This window comes from Streptomyces odontomachicola (genome assembly GCF_039605595.1).
In the GTDB taxonomy this organism is placed as follows: Bacteria; Actinomycetota; Actinomycetes; order Streptomycetales; family Streptomycetaceae; genus Streptomyces.
This window is the reverse complement of sequence record NZ_JBCFOK010000029.1, coordinates 49,170-64,647: the sequence shown is the minus strand read 5'-3', so window position 1 is coordinate 64,647 and position 15,478 is coordinate 49,170. Positions and strand designations below refer to the sequence as shown.

The 15,478-nt window shown below is 75.5% G+C and carries 9 protein-coding genes; 5 read left to right on the top strand and 4 right to left on the bottom strand.

Going from position 1 to position 15,478, the window contains the following annotated elements; translation table 11 throughout:
- Positions 1 to 123 precede the first annotated feature (123 nt).
- A complete protein-coding gene (locus ABEE00_RS34430; RefSeq protein WP_345749738.1) occupies positions 124 to 1,590 on the bottom strand; it encodes an MFS transporter in 1,467 nt (488 codons plus the stop codon).
- Positions 1,591 to 1,907: 317 nt separating this feature from the next.
- Between ABEE00_RS34430 and ABEE00_RS34425 the strand changes: the two genes are divergently transcribed.
- From ABEE00_RS34425 to ABEE00_RS34405, 5 genes are all read left to right on the top strand, one after another.
- Positions 1,908 to 3,686, top strand: a complete 1,779-nt coding sequence (locus ABEE00_RS34425; RefSeq protein WP_345749737.1) for a fatty acyl-AMP ligase — start codon at positions 1,908 to 1,910, stop codon at positions 3,684 to 3,686.
- Positions 3,683 to 7,948, top strand: a complete 4,266-nt coding sequence (locus ABEE00_RS34420; RefSeq protein ID WP_345749736.1) for a beta-ketoacyl synthase N-terminal-like domain-containing protein — start codon at positions 3,683 to 3,685, stop codon at positions 7,946 to 7,948. Before ABEE00_RS34425 ends, ABEE00_RS34420 begins: the two co-directional genes overlap by 4 nt.
- On the top strand, positions 7,914 to 8,951 hold the full coding sequence (locus tag ABEE00_RS34415) for an alpha/beta hydrolase (protein ID WP_345749735.1): 1,038 nt from the start codon (positions 7,914 to 7,916) through the stop codon (positions 8,949 to 8,951). The genes ABEE00_RS34420 and ABEE00_RS34415 overlap by 35 nt, the downstream gene beginning before the upstream one ends.
- 241 nt (positions 8,952 to 9,192) lie before the next feature.
- On the top strand, positions 9,193 to 9,591 hold the full coding sequence (locus tag ABEE00_RS34410; RefSeq protein WP_345749734.1) for a DUF2267 domain-containing protein: 399 nt from the start codon (positions 9,193 to 9,195) through the stop codon (positions 9,589 to 9,591).
- Between the two features lie 104 nt (positions 9,592 to 9,695).
- The gene (locus ABEE00_RS34405; RefSeq protein ID WP_345749733.1) at positions 9,696 to 10,757 is read left to right on the top strand and encodes a M23 family metallopeptidase; all 1,062 of its coding nucleotides are present in this window, start codon (positions 9,696 to 9,698) and stop codon (positions 10,755 to 10,757) included.
- Between the two features lie 39 nt (positions 10,758 to 10,796).
- On the opposite strand, the gene ABEE00_RS34400 is transcribed toward ABEE00_RS34405, so the two are convergent.
- From ABEE00_RS34400 to ABEE00_RS34390, 3 genes are all read right to left on the bottom strand, one after another.
- Positions 10,797 to 12,779 (bottom strand): FUSC family protein, encoded by a 1,983-nt coding sequence (locus ABEE00_RS34400; protein WP_345749732.1) that lies wholly within the window; start codon positions 12,777 to 12,779, stop codon positions 10,797 to 10,799.
- Between the two features lie 200 nt (positions 12,780 to 12,979).
- Positions 12,980 to 14,512, bottom strand: a complete 1,533-nt coding sequence (locus ABEE00_RS34395) for an MFS transporter (RefSeq protein WP_345749731.1) — start codon at positions 14,510 to 14,512, stop codon at positions 12,980 to 12,982.
- Between the two features lie 113 nt (positions 14,513 to 14,625).
- The gene (locus ABEE00_RS34390; protein WP_345749730.1) at positions 14,626 to 15,414 is read right to left on the bottom strand and encodes a FadR/GntR family transcriptional regulator; all 789 of its coding nucleotides are present in this window, start codon (positions 15,412 to 15,414) and stop codon (positions 14,626 to 14,628) included.
- Between the last annotated feature and the right edge of the window lie 64 nt (positions 15,415 to 15,478).

The window sequence follows — 15,478 nt, the reverse complement described above, 5'->3', positions numbered from 1 at the left end:
GGGGGGGGGGGGGGGCGGGGGGCGGGGCGGGGGGCCCCCCCCGCCCCCCCCCCCCCCCCCCCCCCCCCCCCCCCGGGGGGGGGGGGGGGGGGGGGGGGGCAACCGGCGGCGCCCCGTCGGCGGTCATCGGTGGACGCGCCCCCGATGCCGCCCCCGCCTGCGCAGGGTGACCACCACCACGCAGGCCCCGCACAGCACCGCCCCCGCCCCCACCCTCAACCCCGCGTGGTAGCCGTCCAGAAAGGCCGCGTCCGGGGCCAACCCCGCGCGGAGCGCGGAGTGTTCGTGGCGGGTCAGGACCACGCCCACCAGCACCACCCCGAACACGCCCGACACCTCCCGCGCCGTACTGACCAGCCCCGACGCCGTACCGGCCCGCGCCGCCGGCACATCGGCCAGCGCGGCGACCGTCATCGGCGCGGTGAACGCGGAGCCCGCGCCGATCAGCAGCAGGCCGGGCTGCAAGTCCGCGTACCCCGCCGAAGCGCCCTGCCCGGCGACGCACAGCAGCCCGCCCCCGACCATCGCCAGCCCCGCCGCGATCACCCGGTGCGCGCCGAACACGCGGGCCAGCGGCTCGGCCGCGGGGGTCACGGCGAGGAGGGTCAGGGCGAGCGGGAGGAAGACGAGGCCCGCGTCGGTGGGGGAGAAGCCGAGGATCCGCTGGAGGTAGAGAGAGGTGAAGAAGAAGACGCCGTTCACGCCCACGCCCCACAGCACCTGCGCCGCCGCGCCCCCGGTCAGCGAGCGGCTCCGGAACGCACGCGGATCGACGAGCGGCGTGAAGGCCCGCGACTGCGCGAAGAGGAAGGCGGCCCCGGCGACCCCCGCACCCAGCAGGCACTCCGGAACGGGGCTGCGCCCGAAGCCCCGTTCACCGCCCTCGACCAGCGCGTACGTGAGGAGGAAGAGCGCCACGCCGGAGAGCAGCACACCCGGCATGTCCAGCACCCGGAGGAGAGCGGAGGGGCTGCGGCGTACCCCCACGCAGCGCCGCGGAACGGCAAGCGCGAGCAGCGCGGCCACCACCCCGAACGGGAGGTTGAGCAGGAACACCCACTCCCACCCGCCGTGTTCGGTCACCGCGCCGCCCAGCACCGGGCCCGACGCGAGCGCCACCGCGAGCGCCGCGGTCCACACGCCGACCGCGAACGTACGGCTCCGCTCCGGCAGATCGCCCGCCACTACGGCCAGCGAGGCCGGAATGACACAGGCCGCGCCCGCACCCTGCACACCCCGCGCGGCGATCAGCGAAGCGCCGCTCTCCGCGAGCCCCGCGCACACCGAGGCGGCGGTGAACACGCACAGCCCCGCCACCAGCACCGCCCGCCGCCCGACCAGATCGGACAGCCGCCCGCCGAGCAGCATGAGTGTCGAGAAGACCAGCACGTAGCTGACCGCGACCCACTCCAACTCCTCGGCGCTCAACGAGAGTTCGCGCTGCATGGACGGCAGTGCCACGTGCACCACGGTGTTGTCCAGCATCGCGATGAACCCGGACAGCGCCACGGCGGTCAGCACGGCGACCGCGCGCACGCCGCGTACGGGCGCCACCGGCGCGGCAGGGGGGCTGAGGGGAGCGCGGGTCATGGCCGCGGACCCTAAGCACCGGAAAGCGCCCGCGTCCGCACCGCCGCCGCAATTCCTTCACGGATGACAAGGCGCGGGCGCCCGCTTGTCACCACGGAAAGGACGCCCCGCCATCGCCCCGTACCCCTGTGGGCGACGTCTCCTTGACGGAGTGTCAGCAGCGCGGGCGGTGCGCGCACCCGCCCCCACCTGCACCGCGTACGGCCGCTACGTACGGCGTTCACAGCCCGCCGCGCCACATTTGTCAGCCGCCGCTATTTGCGCACCCCTGCCCTCTCGTGAGTCTGGGGCCTCCCCGCAACGTGGAGGTCCTTCCCATGTCCCCCGCATCCCCCGCACCATCCCCACAGGCCCCACAGGACTCCGCTCCGGCCGGCCTGCTGACCGAGCTGCTGGACCGCTGGGCCGAGGAGCGCGGCGCGCGCCGCGCGTTCACCGCCGTCGCCTTCGACGGGCCCGCTTCCCCCGGCACCCACACGACCGTGACCTGGAGCGCCCTGCGCACCCGCGCGCTCGCCGTCGCCCGGCGGCTGGCCGCGGGGACGGCGCAGGGCGACCGCGTCGCGCTGCTCCTGCCGCAGGGCCTGGACTACGTGACCGCGTTCCTCGGCTGCCTGTACGCGGGCGTGGTGGCCGTACCCCTGTTCACGCCGGGACTGCCGGGGCACGAGGGGCGGCTGTCCGCCGTGCTGGCCGACTGCGCCCCGGCCTGCCTGCTCACCGACTCGGCCAACGAGCCCGCGGTGCGCGAGGCCGCCGAGGATCCCGCACCGGATGCAGGCGTGCTGTGCGTCGACCGCATCCAGGACGCTCAACTCCCGGACAGCGAGGGTGAGTTGAGGGAAGGGGTGCGCGCGGGCGGGCCCGAGGATGCCGCGTACCTCCAGTACACCTCGGGCTCGACCCGCACCCCCGCCGGCGTCGTCATCTCGCACCGCAACGTGGCGGCCAACGCGCGCCAGGCCGTCGAGGCGTACGCGGCCGACCCGGCCGTCACCACGACCGTCGGCTGGCTACCGCTCTTCCACGACATGGGCCTGGTGCTGAGCGTCGCGGCCCCGCTGTACGGCGGCTTCCCCTCGGTGCTGATGGACCCCGTTGCCTTCCTCGAACTCCCCGTACGGTGGCTGCGGTTGCTCTCCCGCTATCCCGGCGCGGTCAGTGCCGCGCCCAATTTCGCGTACGACTACTGCGTCAGCCGCACCGGCGAGGAGGCGCGCGAGGGCCTGCGGCTGGAACGTGTCAGGGCGCTGATCAACGGCAGCGAGCCGGTGCGTCCCGCGACGGTCGAGCGGTTCGGCGCGGCCTTCGCGCCGTACGGGCTGCGGGCCGAGGCGCAGTGCCCCTCGTACGGGCTGGCCGAGGCGACCGTGTTCGTGTGCGCCGACCCGCCAGAGCGTGAACCGTCTCAACTGGCCGTGGACCGCGCCGCGTTGAACGACGGCAAGGTGGTGCCCGTAGCCGCCGGCGACGAGGGCGCGCTCCACCTGGTCGCCTGCGGTACCCCCGCGGGGCAGCGGCTGCGCGTCGTCGCGCCGGACACCGGCGCCCCGCTGCCCGAGGACACGGTCGGCGAGATCTGGCTCCAGGGCCCCAACACCGGGCGCGGCTACCGCAACAGGCCGGAGCTCTCCGCCGAGACCTTCGCCGCGCGCCTCCACGGCGAGGAAGGACTGTGGCTGCGCACGGGCGACCTCGGCGCGCTGCACGAGGGCGAACTGCTGGTCACGGGGCGGCTCAAGGACCTGGTGATCGTCGACGGGCGCAACCACTACCCGCACGACATCGAGGAGACCGTGCAGGAGCGCCTGCCCCTCGTACGCCGGGACCGCGCGGCGGCCTTCACGGTCCCGGCGGCCGACCCCGCGGCAGGGGGCGAGCAGTTGGTCGTGGTCGCCGAGCACCGCAGGGAGGCCGAGCCCGACGCGGACACGCGCGCGGCCGCGCTGGTCGCGGCGCGCGCCGCGGTCTCCTCCGGGCACGGCGTACGCCTCGCCGACCTGCGCCTGGTGGAGCCCGGCGTGATACCGCGCACCTCCAGCGGCAAGGTGTCCCGCACGGCCTGCCGCGCCCGCTACCTGGAGGGGGCGCTGTGAGCGGCGGGGCCAATGAGGAACTCGTACGGCTGGCTCGGGACGCCGTGGTGGGGCGGCTGTGCGAGCGGTACGGGGTGGAGCCCGAGGAGATCACCGAGCACCGGCCCTTCGCCGAACTCGGCCTGACCTCGGCCGATGCGGTCGCGCTCGCCTCCGAGCTGAGCCTGCTCACCGGCGAGCCGCTGGCCCCGACGCTGCTGTGGGACCACCCGACGCCGGCCCGGCTGGGGGAGCGGCTGCGCCGGGGCGGTACTCGCGCCCGGCAGGCCCAGGGGCCGCGCGGGGCAGGGGAGTCCGGGCAGCTCCGCAACGGCGTGGCCCCCGCCGCGGAGCTGTCCGGTCCACCCGGTGAGGGCGAGGGGGTGCCGCGGCTGCCCGCGGTCGCCGTCGTCGGCGCTGGCTGCCGGCTGCCGGGCGCCGACGGGCCCGAGGAGTTCTGGCGGCTGCTCAGCGAGGGGCGTGACGCGGTGGGGCTCGTGCCGGAGGGGCGCTGGGACGCGTTCCTGCCCGAGGCGCCGGGTCAGGAAGGGGACGTCCCGCACGGCGTCAGCCCGCACGGCGGCTACCTCGCCGATGTCGCGGGCTTCGACGCGGAGTTCTTCGGGATTCCGCCGCGCGAGGCCGCCGTCATGGACCCGCAGCAGCGCATGCTGCTGGAGGTCGCGCGCGAGGCGCTGGACCACGCCGCGCTGCCCGCGCCCTCGCTCGCCGGGACGGCTACCGGCGTCTTCGTGGGCATCAGCGGCAACGAGTACGCGCAGCTCACGACCGCGGAACCCGACGCGGTGGACGCCTGGACCCCGCCGGGCGCCGCGCTCAGCATCGCCGCGAACCGGCTCTCGTACGCGCTCGACCTGCGCGGCCCCAGCATGGCGCTGGACACCGCCTGTTCGTCCTCGCTGGTCGCGGTGCACCACGCGGTGCGCGCACTCGGCACGGGGGAGTGCGACACGGCGCTCGCGGGCGGCGCCAACCTGCTGCTGTCGCCCGCGCTCACGCTCGCCTTCCAGCGCATGGGCGCGCTCAGCCCGAACGGCAGGTGCCGCGCCTTCGACGCGTCGGCCGACGGCATGGTGCGCGGCGAGGGCTGCGCCGTGCTGGTGCTCAAGCGGCTCGCGGACGCCGAGCGCGACGGTGACCGGGTGCTCGCGGTGCTCCGTTCCACCGCGGTCAACTCGGACGGCCGCTCGAACGGCCTGCTCGCGCCCAATCCGCAGGCCCAGCGCGAGGTTCTGGCCCGCGCCTGCGCGGCGGCCGGGGTGCGCGCCGAGGACGTCGACCACGTGGAGGCGCACGGTACGGGGACCCCGCTGGGCGATCCCATCGAGGCCGAGGCCCTGGGAACCGTGCTCGGCGCGGGCCGCGCCGCCGACCGGCCGCTGCTGACCGGTTCGGTCAAGTCCAACCTCGGGCACCTGGAGGCGGCGGCCGGGATCGTGGGCCTGCTGAAGACCGTGCTCGCCCTGCACCACGACGAGATACCGCCCAGCCTGCACTTCCAGCAGCCGTCCCCGTACATCGACTTCGACGCGCTCCGGCTGCGGGTGGCCGCAGACCCCGAGCCCTGGCCGCGCTATTCCGGGACCGCGACCGCCGGGGTGTCCGCTTTCGGCTTCGGCGGCACGAACGCGCACGCCGTGCTCCAGGAGCACCGGCGGCCCCCGGCGTCCCGCCCCGATCCGGCCCGGGGCGCCCCCGCGGTCCTGCTGCTGGACGCCGCGACCGGTCCCCGACTGCGCGCGTACGCGGGCGAGTTGGGGGCCTGGCTGGAGACACCGCGAGGGCGCGCGGTCCACCCGTACGACCTGGGGCGCACGCTCGCGGGGAGGACCGGGCGCGGGCGGCACCGCGCCGCGCTGACCGTGCGGGACACCGGGGAGGCGGCGCGGGCGCTGACCGCGCTCGCGGAGGGGCGGCCGGATGTGTGCGTGCAGGTGGCGGAGGGCGAGACGGAGCCGCCGGGGCCCGTGTGGGTGTTCTCGGGGTACGGGTCGCAGTGGGCCGGGATGGGGGAGCGGCTGCTCGACGCCGAGCCCGCCTTCGCCGAGGCCGTCGACCGCCTGGAGCCGGTGCTGCGCGAGCACGCCGGGCTCTCGCTCCGCGAACACCTGCGTGCGGGCGCCGTGTTGGAGGGCCCCGACGTCGTGATGCCGGTGCTGTTCGGGATGCAGGTCGCGCTCGCCGAACTGTGGCGCGCGTACGGCTGCGTACCGTCCGCCGTGATCGGGCACTCGCTGGGCGAGGTGGCCGCGGCCGTCGTCGCCGGCGCGTTGGACCTTGCGGACGGCGCGCGGGTCGTCGGTCTGCGCTCCCGGCTGCTGGCCCGGCAGAGCGGCGGGGCCATGGCGGCCGTGGAGCTCACGTCCGCCGAGGTCGAGCGGCTGTCCGCGCGCTTCCCCAGCGTCGAACTGGCCGTGCACGCCTCGCCCGCGCAGACCGTCGTCACCGGTACGGACGCCGAGGTGGCCGCGCTCGTGGAGCAGGTCACCGTGCGCGGCGGCCTCGCCCGCGCGCTGCCGGTCGGCGTCGCGGGACACTCGCCGCACGTCGACCCGCTGCTCGGCGAACTCCGCGAGGGACTGGCCGGGTTGGCGCCCCGGACGCCGTCGGTGCCGCCGTACGGGACGGTGCTGGAGGATCCGCGCGAGCGGCCCGCGTACGACGCCGCGTACTGGGCGGCGAATCTGCGCAGGCCCGTACGGTTCGCGCAGGCCGTGACCGCGGCGGCGGAGGACGGGCACCGCGCCTTCGTCGAGGTGTCGCCGCACCCCACCCAGCTGCATCCGCTCGCCGAGACCTGGGAGGCGGCGCGCGCCGCCGGGGCCGCCGAGGGCGAGGCGCTGCTGGTGCCGACGCTGCGGCGCGGCACGGACGACGCGCACACCTTCCGCACCGGCCTCGCCGCGCTGCTCGCCCATGGACTCCCGCCGCGCGGGGCCGCGCTGCACCCGGGAGGGCGGGTCGCCGACGTGCCGGGAGCGCGGTGGTGGCACCGGCCGCACTGGACGGCGGGGCGCGTGCGGGGAGGCGGATCCGCCCAGGTGGAGGGCCTGCCGCACCCCGTCGCTGAGGAGCCGTGCGATCCCCCGGCGCCGGACGCGACCTCCGTGCTGGCCCGTCTCACCGAGGGCGTCGGACGCGTACTCGGCTTCCCGCCAGGCCAGCTCGCCCCGGACGCCCCGCTGACCGATTTCGGCCTGGACTCCCTGATGGCTGCCCGCATCCGGACCTTCGCGGAGCGGGAGTTCGGCGTCGCGGTGCCGCCTGCGGTGCTGCTGAGGCGGGGCACGTTGGAGGGGGTCGCGGAGTGGGTGGAAGGGGGCGGGGGCGGCTCCGAGGCCGACCCCGGGGTGCGCTCCGGGGTGGGTGCCGAGGTGGGGCCGGGTGTGCGGCGGCCCCTGACCGATCCCGGAGCGGACTCCGGGGCGCGTTCCGGGGCGGCGCGCTCCGGGGGCGGTCCCGTACGGGTTCTCGCTGAGGGCGGGGCGGGGGCGCCGTTGTTTCTCGCGCATCCCGCGGGAGGCGGGCCCGCGGTGTATTCCGCGTTGGCTGAGCGGCTTGGTGCCGGGCGTACGTGTTATGGGCTGGAGCGGGTGGATGAGCCCTCCTCCGTTGCCGAACGGGCCCGTGTCTGTGCTCGGTTGGTGCGGGAGACCTGCCCCGACGGGCCCTGGGTGCTGGGCGGGTGGTCGTACGGGGGGCTCCTCGCGCAGGAGGCCGCGCGGGTGCTCGTCGCCGAGGGCGGGCGGGTGAGCGCGTTGCTGCTGATCGACAGCGTGCTGCCGCTGCCCGCGCCGGAGCTGCCGCCCCGCGAGGAGGCGCGCCGGAGGTTCGCCGCCTTCGCCGCGTACGTGGAGGACACCTACGGGGTGCCGCTGCCGCTCCCGTACGGGGAGCTGGCGCTGCTCGACGACGCCGGGCAGGTCGAGTTGGTGGTCAAGGCGCTGGAACAGGCCGTCGGACCGCCTCACTCCGCGCTGGAGCACCAGCGCACCTCGTACCTGGATCTGCGCAGTGGCGAACGGCACACGCCGGGCCCGTACGCGGGCCGCACCCTGCTCGTACGGGCCACCGAGGCCGCGCCGCACACCGTGCGGGACGCGCGCTACGAGCGCGAGGACGAGGCGCTGGGCTGGGACGCGTACTGCTCCGACCTCGCCGTTGTGCCGGTTCACGGGCACCACCTCTCCCTCCTGGACCCGCCGGCGGTGGACCTGCTGGCGCGTCATGTGGGCGGGTTCCTTGCCGAAAGCGAAGAGTGAAGTGAAGGGCGGTCCGATGGGTGCTGAGCCGGGGTCCGGACGGCCCTCGCGGCGTGCGGTGTTGGGCGCGCTGGGCGGTGGGGCGGCTGTGGCGGGCGGCGCCTTTGTGGTGCCCGCCGCGTGGGGCGGCGGCGCGGGTGGTGTGGTGCCCGGTGCGGGTGGGGCGCGGGTCGTGTCGGAGCGGCGTACCGGTTCGCGCACCGTCGAGCTGCGCATCGACTCGCCTGCGGCGGGCCGCACGCTGCCGGTGCGGGTGCTGCTCCCTCCGGGGTGGCGGCGCGGTGCGGGGCGTACGTGGCCCGTGCTGCATCTGCTGCAGGGCGCGCACGACACGTACACGTCGTGGACGCGGGAGACGGACGTCGCGTCCTTCCTCCGCGACAAGGACGTGATCGCCGTGCTGCCCGAGTCCGGCAGGACCGGGATTCCCACGGCGTGGTGGCACGGCGGGCGGGGCGGCGAGGATTACGAGACCTTTCATGTGCGGGAGGTGGGGGCGGTGTTGCGGGCGCGGTTCGGCGCCTCGGCGCTGCGTGCGGTCGCGGGGGTTTCGACCGGTGGTTACGGGGCGCTCGCGCTGGCGGCGCGGCATCCTGATTCTTTCGTCGCGGCGGCTTCTTACAGCGGGATTCCGCATACCTTGCTGCCCGGCGTTCCCGGGCTTGTGTACGCGATCGTCGCGCGGGAGCTGGCTGCGCCGTCGGCGCTGTGGGGGAGCCCTGTGTTCCAGCGCTCCAACTGGCGGGCGCGTGATCCCTTTTCGCTGGTGGAGCGGCTTCGCGGGAAGGGGGTGTACGTGTCCTGCGGTTCGGGCGGCCTGCCCGAGGAACAGATCCTGGAGAGCTCCGTGTGGCCCTCCAATGCCGCCTTCGCAGAGGAATTGCGTCTGCGCCGCGTGCCCGCGCGGATCCACCTCTACCGAGGCGGCGCCCATTCCTGGCCGTATTGGGAGAGGGAATTCCACGCGTCCTGGCCGCTGCTGGCGAGAGCGTTGCGCTTGTGACCGCCGACCCCTTGCGCGTGTGGTTGCTTTCCGCTGCGGCGGGATGTGTGTGGGTGGTTGCGCCCGACTTTTGAGTGACGGCCCGCCCTACGACGCTCCGCGCCTCCGGTCGGGCCTCGCTCTGGTCTGCGGCGTCCGCGGGTTGCGTACGAGCAGTCGCTTCTCGGGCGGGGGCGGTGCCCATGAGAGGGTGCCGAGGTGGGCAGACTGGCGAGGAACGTCGTGACGAGGGAGCGACCCCGTGGATGAGACCCTGGAGGCGCTGCTCGCCGAGGTGACCGAACGCGGCGGCTACCCCACTCCGCAAGAGGCCGCCCGCGCCACGCAGGCCGTACTCGAAACCCTCGGCGCCCACCTCGCGGACACCGACCGCACCCGTCTCGCCCTGTTCCTCCCCCCGCTCGTCGCCCCGCTGCTGCTGGACGCCCCGGCCCCGGACGAGGGCGGCCCGCTCACCCCCGAGCGCCTGCTCGCCGCGCTCGCCGCACGCGACGGCGGCCGCCCCGAGACCGCGCGCCGCGACGCCGACGCCGTGCTCGGCGCGGTCGCGGCCCGCGCCGACGAGGCCCTGATCCGCCGCATCCTGGAACACCTGCCACCGGGACACGCCCCGCTGTTCGGCCGCCCCGAACCCCGCTGAGCCCCCGCGCGCCGCACCGAAGCCGCGTACGGAGGACGGGTCACGCGCCGCCCGACAGCGCGTCGTGAAGCGGTCGTGCGCCCCGCGCCCCGCACGATCTGCTCATGGGACATTTCGCTCGTTCCGGCTTCGCCGCCCTCGCCTGCGCGCTGGCGCTGACCGGCGGGCCGGCGGCCGCGGCGCAGCCGCCGCACCCGCAGCCCGTCGCGGGGCTCGGCGCCCGCGCCGACGCGCTCTACCGCGAGGCCGCGAAGGCCACGGCCCGCTACGAGAAGGCGCGGCACGACGTCAGGCGGCAGCGCGCCGCCGCGCACCGCCTCCATGCGCGGGTGCGGCAGGGTGAGCGGCGGCTCGGCGTGCTGCACCGGCAGGTCGGCGTGGTGGCCAGGAGCCAGTACCGCAACGGGGTGTGGTCGCCGGGCGCGCGGCTCCTCAACTCCCGTACCCCGTACGCCTTTCTGCGCAGGCTCGACGTGCAGCGGCAGGGCGACCACGCGTTCAGCGGCCTGCTCGACGCGGCCCGCTCCGCGCAGCGCGGCCTCGAACGCGACCGCGCACGGGCGCAGTCCACGCTCCGCGCGCTGGAGCGGAGCTCGGCCCGGAGTACGGCGGCCAAGCGCGCCGTCGAGGCGAAGCTCGCGCGGGTGCAGCGCGAACTGCGGGCGCAGCAGACGCAGTCCGTGCAGGTCCGGCGCACGCAGACCGGCTGTGCGAAGGCGGACCCGCCGCCCCCGCCGCGCGCGGGCGGGCCGCGCTGGGTGACCCCGGTGGACAAGGACGACGATGCGTACGAGCTGTCGGCCGGTTACGCCTCCTCCGGGTCCCACTGGTCCAACTGGCACACCGGGCAGGACTTCGCCGTCCCCGAGGGGACACCCGTACGGGCCGTGGGGGACGGGACCGTGTACTCGGCCGGCTGCGGCGACGGCTTCGGCAACCAGATCGTCGTCCGGCACGACAACGGCTACTACTCGCAGTACGCGCACCTCTCGCTGCTCCAGGCGGAGCCGGGAAGCCGGGTGCGGGCCGGACAGCAGATCGGGCTCTCCGGCGACACCGGCAACTCCACGGGCCCGCACCTGCACCTGGAGATCAGGGCCACCCCGCAGCTCGGCTCGGGGATCGACCCGGTGCCGTGGCTGCGGGAGCGCGGCGTGACCCTGTGACCCCCTGGGGCCCCTAAGGGCGGGGGCGCGTCCAGGGGCTCAGGCCGCCCGCGTCAGCACCCCGGTGTGGTGCAGCCGGTGCACCACGGAGTCCAGCACCCCGCTGTGCGCGAGCCGGTCGCGGCCGTTCCTGCCGTCCATGTCGGACGCGGCCTGGGCCAGTTGCCCGGCCAGCTCCTCGACCTCCCGCACGGAGGGGCGGGGGCCGCCGTGCTCCAGGCGCACCGCGCACGCGGTCGCCGCGTCCACCACGCGCTCAGCCGTGGCCAGCAGCGCCAGCCAGTCGCGGGTCTGGCCGCGCCGCGAGGGGAACTCGGCCGCGGCCTTCGCGGCCAGCGCCCGCACCTCGCCGAGCGCACGGTAGGCGGCCCGGCGCAGCGCGCGCCGCTCGTCGTCGGCCTCGCTGCCGCGCGGGGCGGTCAGCACGTGCCGCACGTAGTCCTCGGTACGCCGCAGCCCCACCGCGAAGCGGTTGCCCACGTGCGCGCCGGGCGCCACGAGCTGCGGCAGGTGGCCGACGAGCAGCACGATCGCGCAGGCGATGGCGGTGTGGGTCAGCCGGTCCGGCGCCGCCTGGGTGTCGCCGCCCGTCCACACGAAGGACAGCACCATCACGGTGATCACCGAGGTCTGGAGCGCGAAGTGCCGGGTGGCCACCGGCACGGCCGAGCCCGCCGCCCCCGCGAGCAGCGCGGGCCACCAGGGGCCGCCCACCGCCTGGCCGAGAGTGGCGAGCCCGGCGAAGACCAGCACGCCCAGCGCCGTACCGGCGAAGCGGTTGACGGTGCGCGAGAACAGCGGGCCCATGTCCGGCTTGACCAGGAACGCCGCCGTCGCGGGCAGCCAGAACCAGTGCTCGGTCCCCAGCAGCAGCGCCACCACCGCGCTCGCCGTCACGCAGACCGCGACCCGGATCCCGTACGAGCGCCCGGCGGCGCCGAACAGCGCGCGGCGGTAGCGGGCCCTGTTGCCCCGCGCGGTGCGCGGCGCGTGCGGATCGGTGTCGCCGGCGGAGCCCGCGGGTTCCGTGCGGGAGAAGGCCACGGCCGCCTTGAGCAGCGCGCGGTCGAAGGAGCTGCGCGCCGGGCTGTCGGAGGCAGGCGAGGGCAGCCGCCCCGGGCGTTCGCCGCTGCGCACCGCGTCGGCCAGCCGCCGCGGCCCGGCGATCACCCGTTCCGGGAGCGCGCGGCCCTCCCACAGCAGCGCCACGCTCGACTCGCACAGAGCGGTCGCTGACGCGAACTGCTGGGCCAGCAGCACCTCGGCGGGCGTGCCACGGCGCAGCCGGAACAGGCGGTGCAGCCGCAGCGCCTCGTCGGCGCGGTCCAGCGCGCCCGTCAGCGCGCGGCGCGCGGTCTCGGCGCGCGGTCCGCCGGCCGCCTCCAGCGCGTCGGCCAGCGCGTCGAACACCCCGGCGACCGCGGCCCGTTCGCCGTGCAGCGCGCCGCCCAGCGCGCCGCCCAACTGCCGCGGCGTACGCAGGACGAGGCGGAGCAGCAGAAGCCACCCGGCTCCGGCGAGGAAGCAGAGCGCCTTGAATCCGGGGTTGCCGGGCATCGGCATCCCGGCGCCGACGGTCGTGGTCACGATGAGCTGCATGCCCGCGCTGGACCACACCTGGCCCGAGATGCTGACGGTGCCGCCGATCATCGCGACCGCGAACAGCAGCGGGAGCGTCCACCACGCGGAGGGCACGACGCTCTCCAGCAGCGAGCCAGACAGCAGCCCGACGGCGCCCATCAGCGCGGGCAGTCCGATGTGCGCGATGCCCGTACGACGAGTCCCCGGACGGTCGTTGACTCCTGCCAGCATCGCGCCCATGCCGGCCATGACCCCCGCGCCCGCGTGCCCGGTCACCACGGCGAGCGCCAGCAGCGGCCCTGCCGCGAGCGCGCCGCGCAGCACGGCCGCCCAGGGCACCGGAGCGCGCTGCCACCTGAAGGGGTGGACCAGCCACGGCGGCACGGAGGAGCGGGCGGAGCTGAGGGAATCGGCGGTACGGCGGGCTGCGGTGCGGAGCACGGGCCTCCTCGTGGCGTTCTACGAAGGGTCCGGCGGACGGCAGTGGCCGACGGCGTGATCACCACCGTACCCGGCCACCCGTGCAAATCGGGCAAACAGCAGGTTGCCCGCCCGTGACATCCCCCGCAGCACGGGCCTCCCCGTCCTGTTACCTGCGCGTACGGTGCGTACCGACCGGCGACAGGGGGCGGCCCTACGGCTCAGTCGTGCTGCTTCAGCAGCACCCACGCCTGCACGGCGGCGAAGGCCAGCAGCGCGGCGCCCACCGCGCCCGTGATCTGGATGCCCCCGGTGTAGGCGCCGCGCGCCGCGTCCGCCAGCGTGTGGCCCGCCTCTCCGCCGACGCGGGACGCGGTGGCCAGCGCGTTGCCGATGGTCTCCTTGGCGGACTCCATCGCGGGTCCCGGGATGCCGGGCACGTCGTCGAGGTGCGCCCGGTACGCGGAGGACAGCACCGAACCCAGCACCGCGATACCCAGCGCGCCGCCCAGCTCGATGGCCGTCTCGGAGACGGCCGAGGCGGCGCCCGCGCGCTCCGGCGGGACCGTGGAGAGCACGATGCTGTTGGTGAGCGTCATCGTCGTCCCCACGCCGAGGCTGACGAAGCAGAACGCCACGGTCACCACCGTCGCGCCGTCCCCCAGCCGCAGCGCGCAGAGCATCGAGTACCCGAGCGCCGCTATCGCCAGGCCGCCGCAGATCAGGCGCTGCACGCCGACCCGCTGCGCCGCGGCAGCCGCGAGGAAGCCCGCGGTGATGTCCATCGCGGCGCCGGGCAGCAGGAGCAGCCCGCCGGTCAGCGGCGAGAGGCCCTCGGAGAGCTGGAGGTACTGCGGGATGAAGAACAGCGCGCCGGCCATCACGAACACCACCAGCATGTTGGTGCCGATCGCGGCCGAGAAGCGGCGGATGCGGAACAGCGAGATGTCGATCAGCGGGTCGGCGAGCGCGCGCTGCCGCCGCACGAAGACCGCGCCGAAGGCGAGCCCGGCCACCACGAAGGGCAGCGCGATCAGCTTGTCGCCGTGTGCGAAGGACTTGATCCCGTACACGACCGGGATGACCGCGAGGAGCGAGAGCGCGGCGCTCGGCAGGTCGAAGCGGCCGGGCGAGGGGTCGCGGGTCTCCGGCACCAGCAGCGGCAGTGCCAGCAGCGCGAGGGCCACCAGCGGCAGGTTGATCAGGAAGACCGAGCCCCACCAGAAGTGCTCCAGCAGCACGCCGCCGACCACCGGGCCGAGCGCGGAGCCGGCGGCGAATGCCGAGCCCCAGGCGGCGATCGCGGTCAGCCGCTGCCGCTCCTCGCGGAACATGTTGCGCAGCAGCGACAGCGTCGACGGCATCAGGGTCGCCCCGGCCACGCCGAGCAGCGCGCGCGAGGCGATGAGGGCCGCGGCGCTCGGCGCGTACGCGGCGAGCAGCGAGGCGGCGCCGAAGCCCGCGCAGCCGATCATCAGAAGCTTGCGGCGGCCGATGCGGTCGCCGAGCGTGCCCATGGTGACCAGCAGCCCCGCGAGCACGAAGGAGTAGATGTCCACCAGCCACAGGAGCTGGGTGCTGGAGGGGGAGAGGTCCTCGCTCAACTGCGGGACGGCGAAGCCCAGCACGGTCAGGTCGATGGCGATGAGCAGCACCGGCAGGGTCAGGATGACCAGACCGGCCCACTCGCGCAGTCCGGCCCTCGGCGGAACGGCCTCCCGCGGCGCGTCGGTTCCGGCCGGGTTCTCCTGCATGGTGTTCCGCTCCCTTTCCGCATCCTGTCCTGGGCGATTCGGACAACCCTATACAGCGGTGTGTACGGGCGTACAAATGCTTTTGCGGGGAGCGGAGGGGGCGGCGTCGTGTTTCAGCCGCGCTGCTCGGGAAGTGCCGCGTCCAGGAGGGTCCGTGACCGCTCGGGGACGTGCGGCGCGTAGTACGCGTGCAGCGCGCGGCGTGCCAGATCGGCCGCCTCCGCCGCGTCGCCCTCGCGGATCGCCGCCAGCACCTCGCGGTGATGGGCGATGGAGCGTGCCGTCCACTCCGCTGCGTGCTCCGCGTCCGCGATCTTGCGCTCGATCACCTCGACCACGGCCTCGTGCACCGCGCGGGTGCACAGGCTCAGCAGCGCGTTGCCGCTCGCCTCGGCCACGGCGCGGTGGAACAGCGCGTCGGCCTCGCTGAACGCGTGCACGCCTGCGGGCCCCGCGTGCGTCTGCCCGGCCAGCTCCTCCATGTGCGCGACCTGCGCCTCCATGCGCTCCAGGTCCGCTTCGGTGCGCAGCCGCGCCGCGAGCCTGTTGCTCTCCGCCTCCAACACCATGCGGAACTGGACCAGTTCGCCCAGCGACGAGTGGTGGGAGCGGGTGAGCCTGCCCAGCGCCTGGCTCAGGTTGTCGGGGGAGACGCCCAGCACCTCGGCGCCCAGCGGATCACCGGGGCGCGAGCGCACCAGGCCTGCCGACTGGAGCACCCGCAGCGCCTCGCGGATCGTGGAGCGGCCGACGGCGAACTGGCGTACCAGCTCCCGTTCGGCCGGCAGCCGGGTGCCGGACGGGAGCTCGCCGCTGAGGATGCGGTCCTCGATCTGCTCGGCCACCCGCTGGTACGCGCGTACCGGCTGGACCGGCCGGAACGGCGCGCCGCCGTCGGACATGTCCCCTCCCTGGTCTTTCCCCGGCTGTTCCCTGGTGTCCTCGCGTACCCCTTGACCGGCCCGC

Excerpts from the sequence above, each read along its gene's own strand:
- ABEE00_RS34405 (WP_345749733.1), top strand. The coding sequence starts at position 9,696 with ATGGGACATTTCGCTCGTTCCGGCTTCGCCGCCCTCGCCTGCGCGCTG.
- ABEE00_RS34395 (WP_345749731.1), bottom strand. The coding sequence starts at position 14,512 with ATGCAGGAGAACCCGGCCGGAACCGACGCGCCGCGGGAGGCCGTTCCG.
- ABEE00_RS34415 (WP_345749735.1), top strand. The coding sequence starts at position 7,914 with ATGTGGGCGGGTTCCTTGCCGAAAGCGAAGAGTGAAGTGAAGGGCGGT.
- ABEE00_RS34390 (WP_345749730.1), bottom strand. The coding sequence starts at position 15,414 with ATGTCCGACGGCGGCGCGCCGTTCCGGCCGGTCCAGCCGGTACGCGCG.
- ABEE00_RS34430 (WP_345749738.1), bottom strand. The coding sequence starts at position 1,590 with ATGACCCGCGCTCCCCTCAGCCCCCCTGCCGCGCCGGTGGCGCCCGTA.
- ABEE00_RS34425 (WP_345749737.1), top strand. The coding sequence starts at position 1,908 with ATGTCCCCCGCATCCCCCGCACCATCCCCACAGGCCCCACAGGACTCC.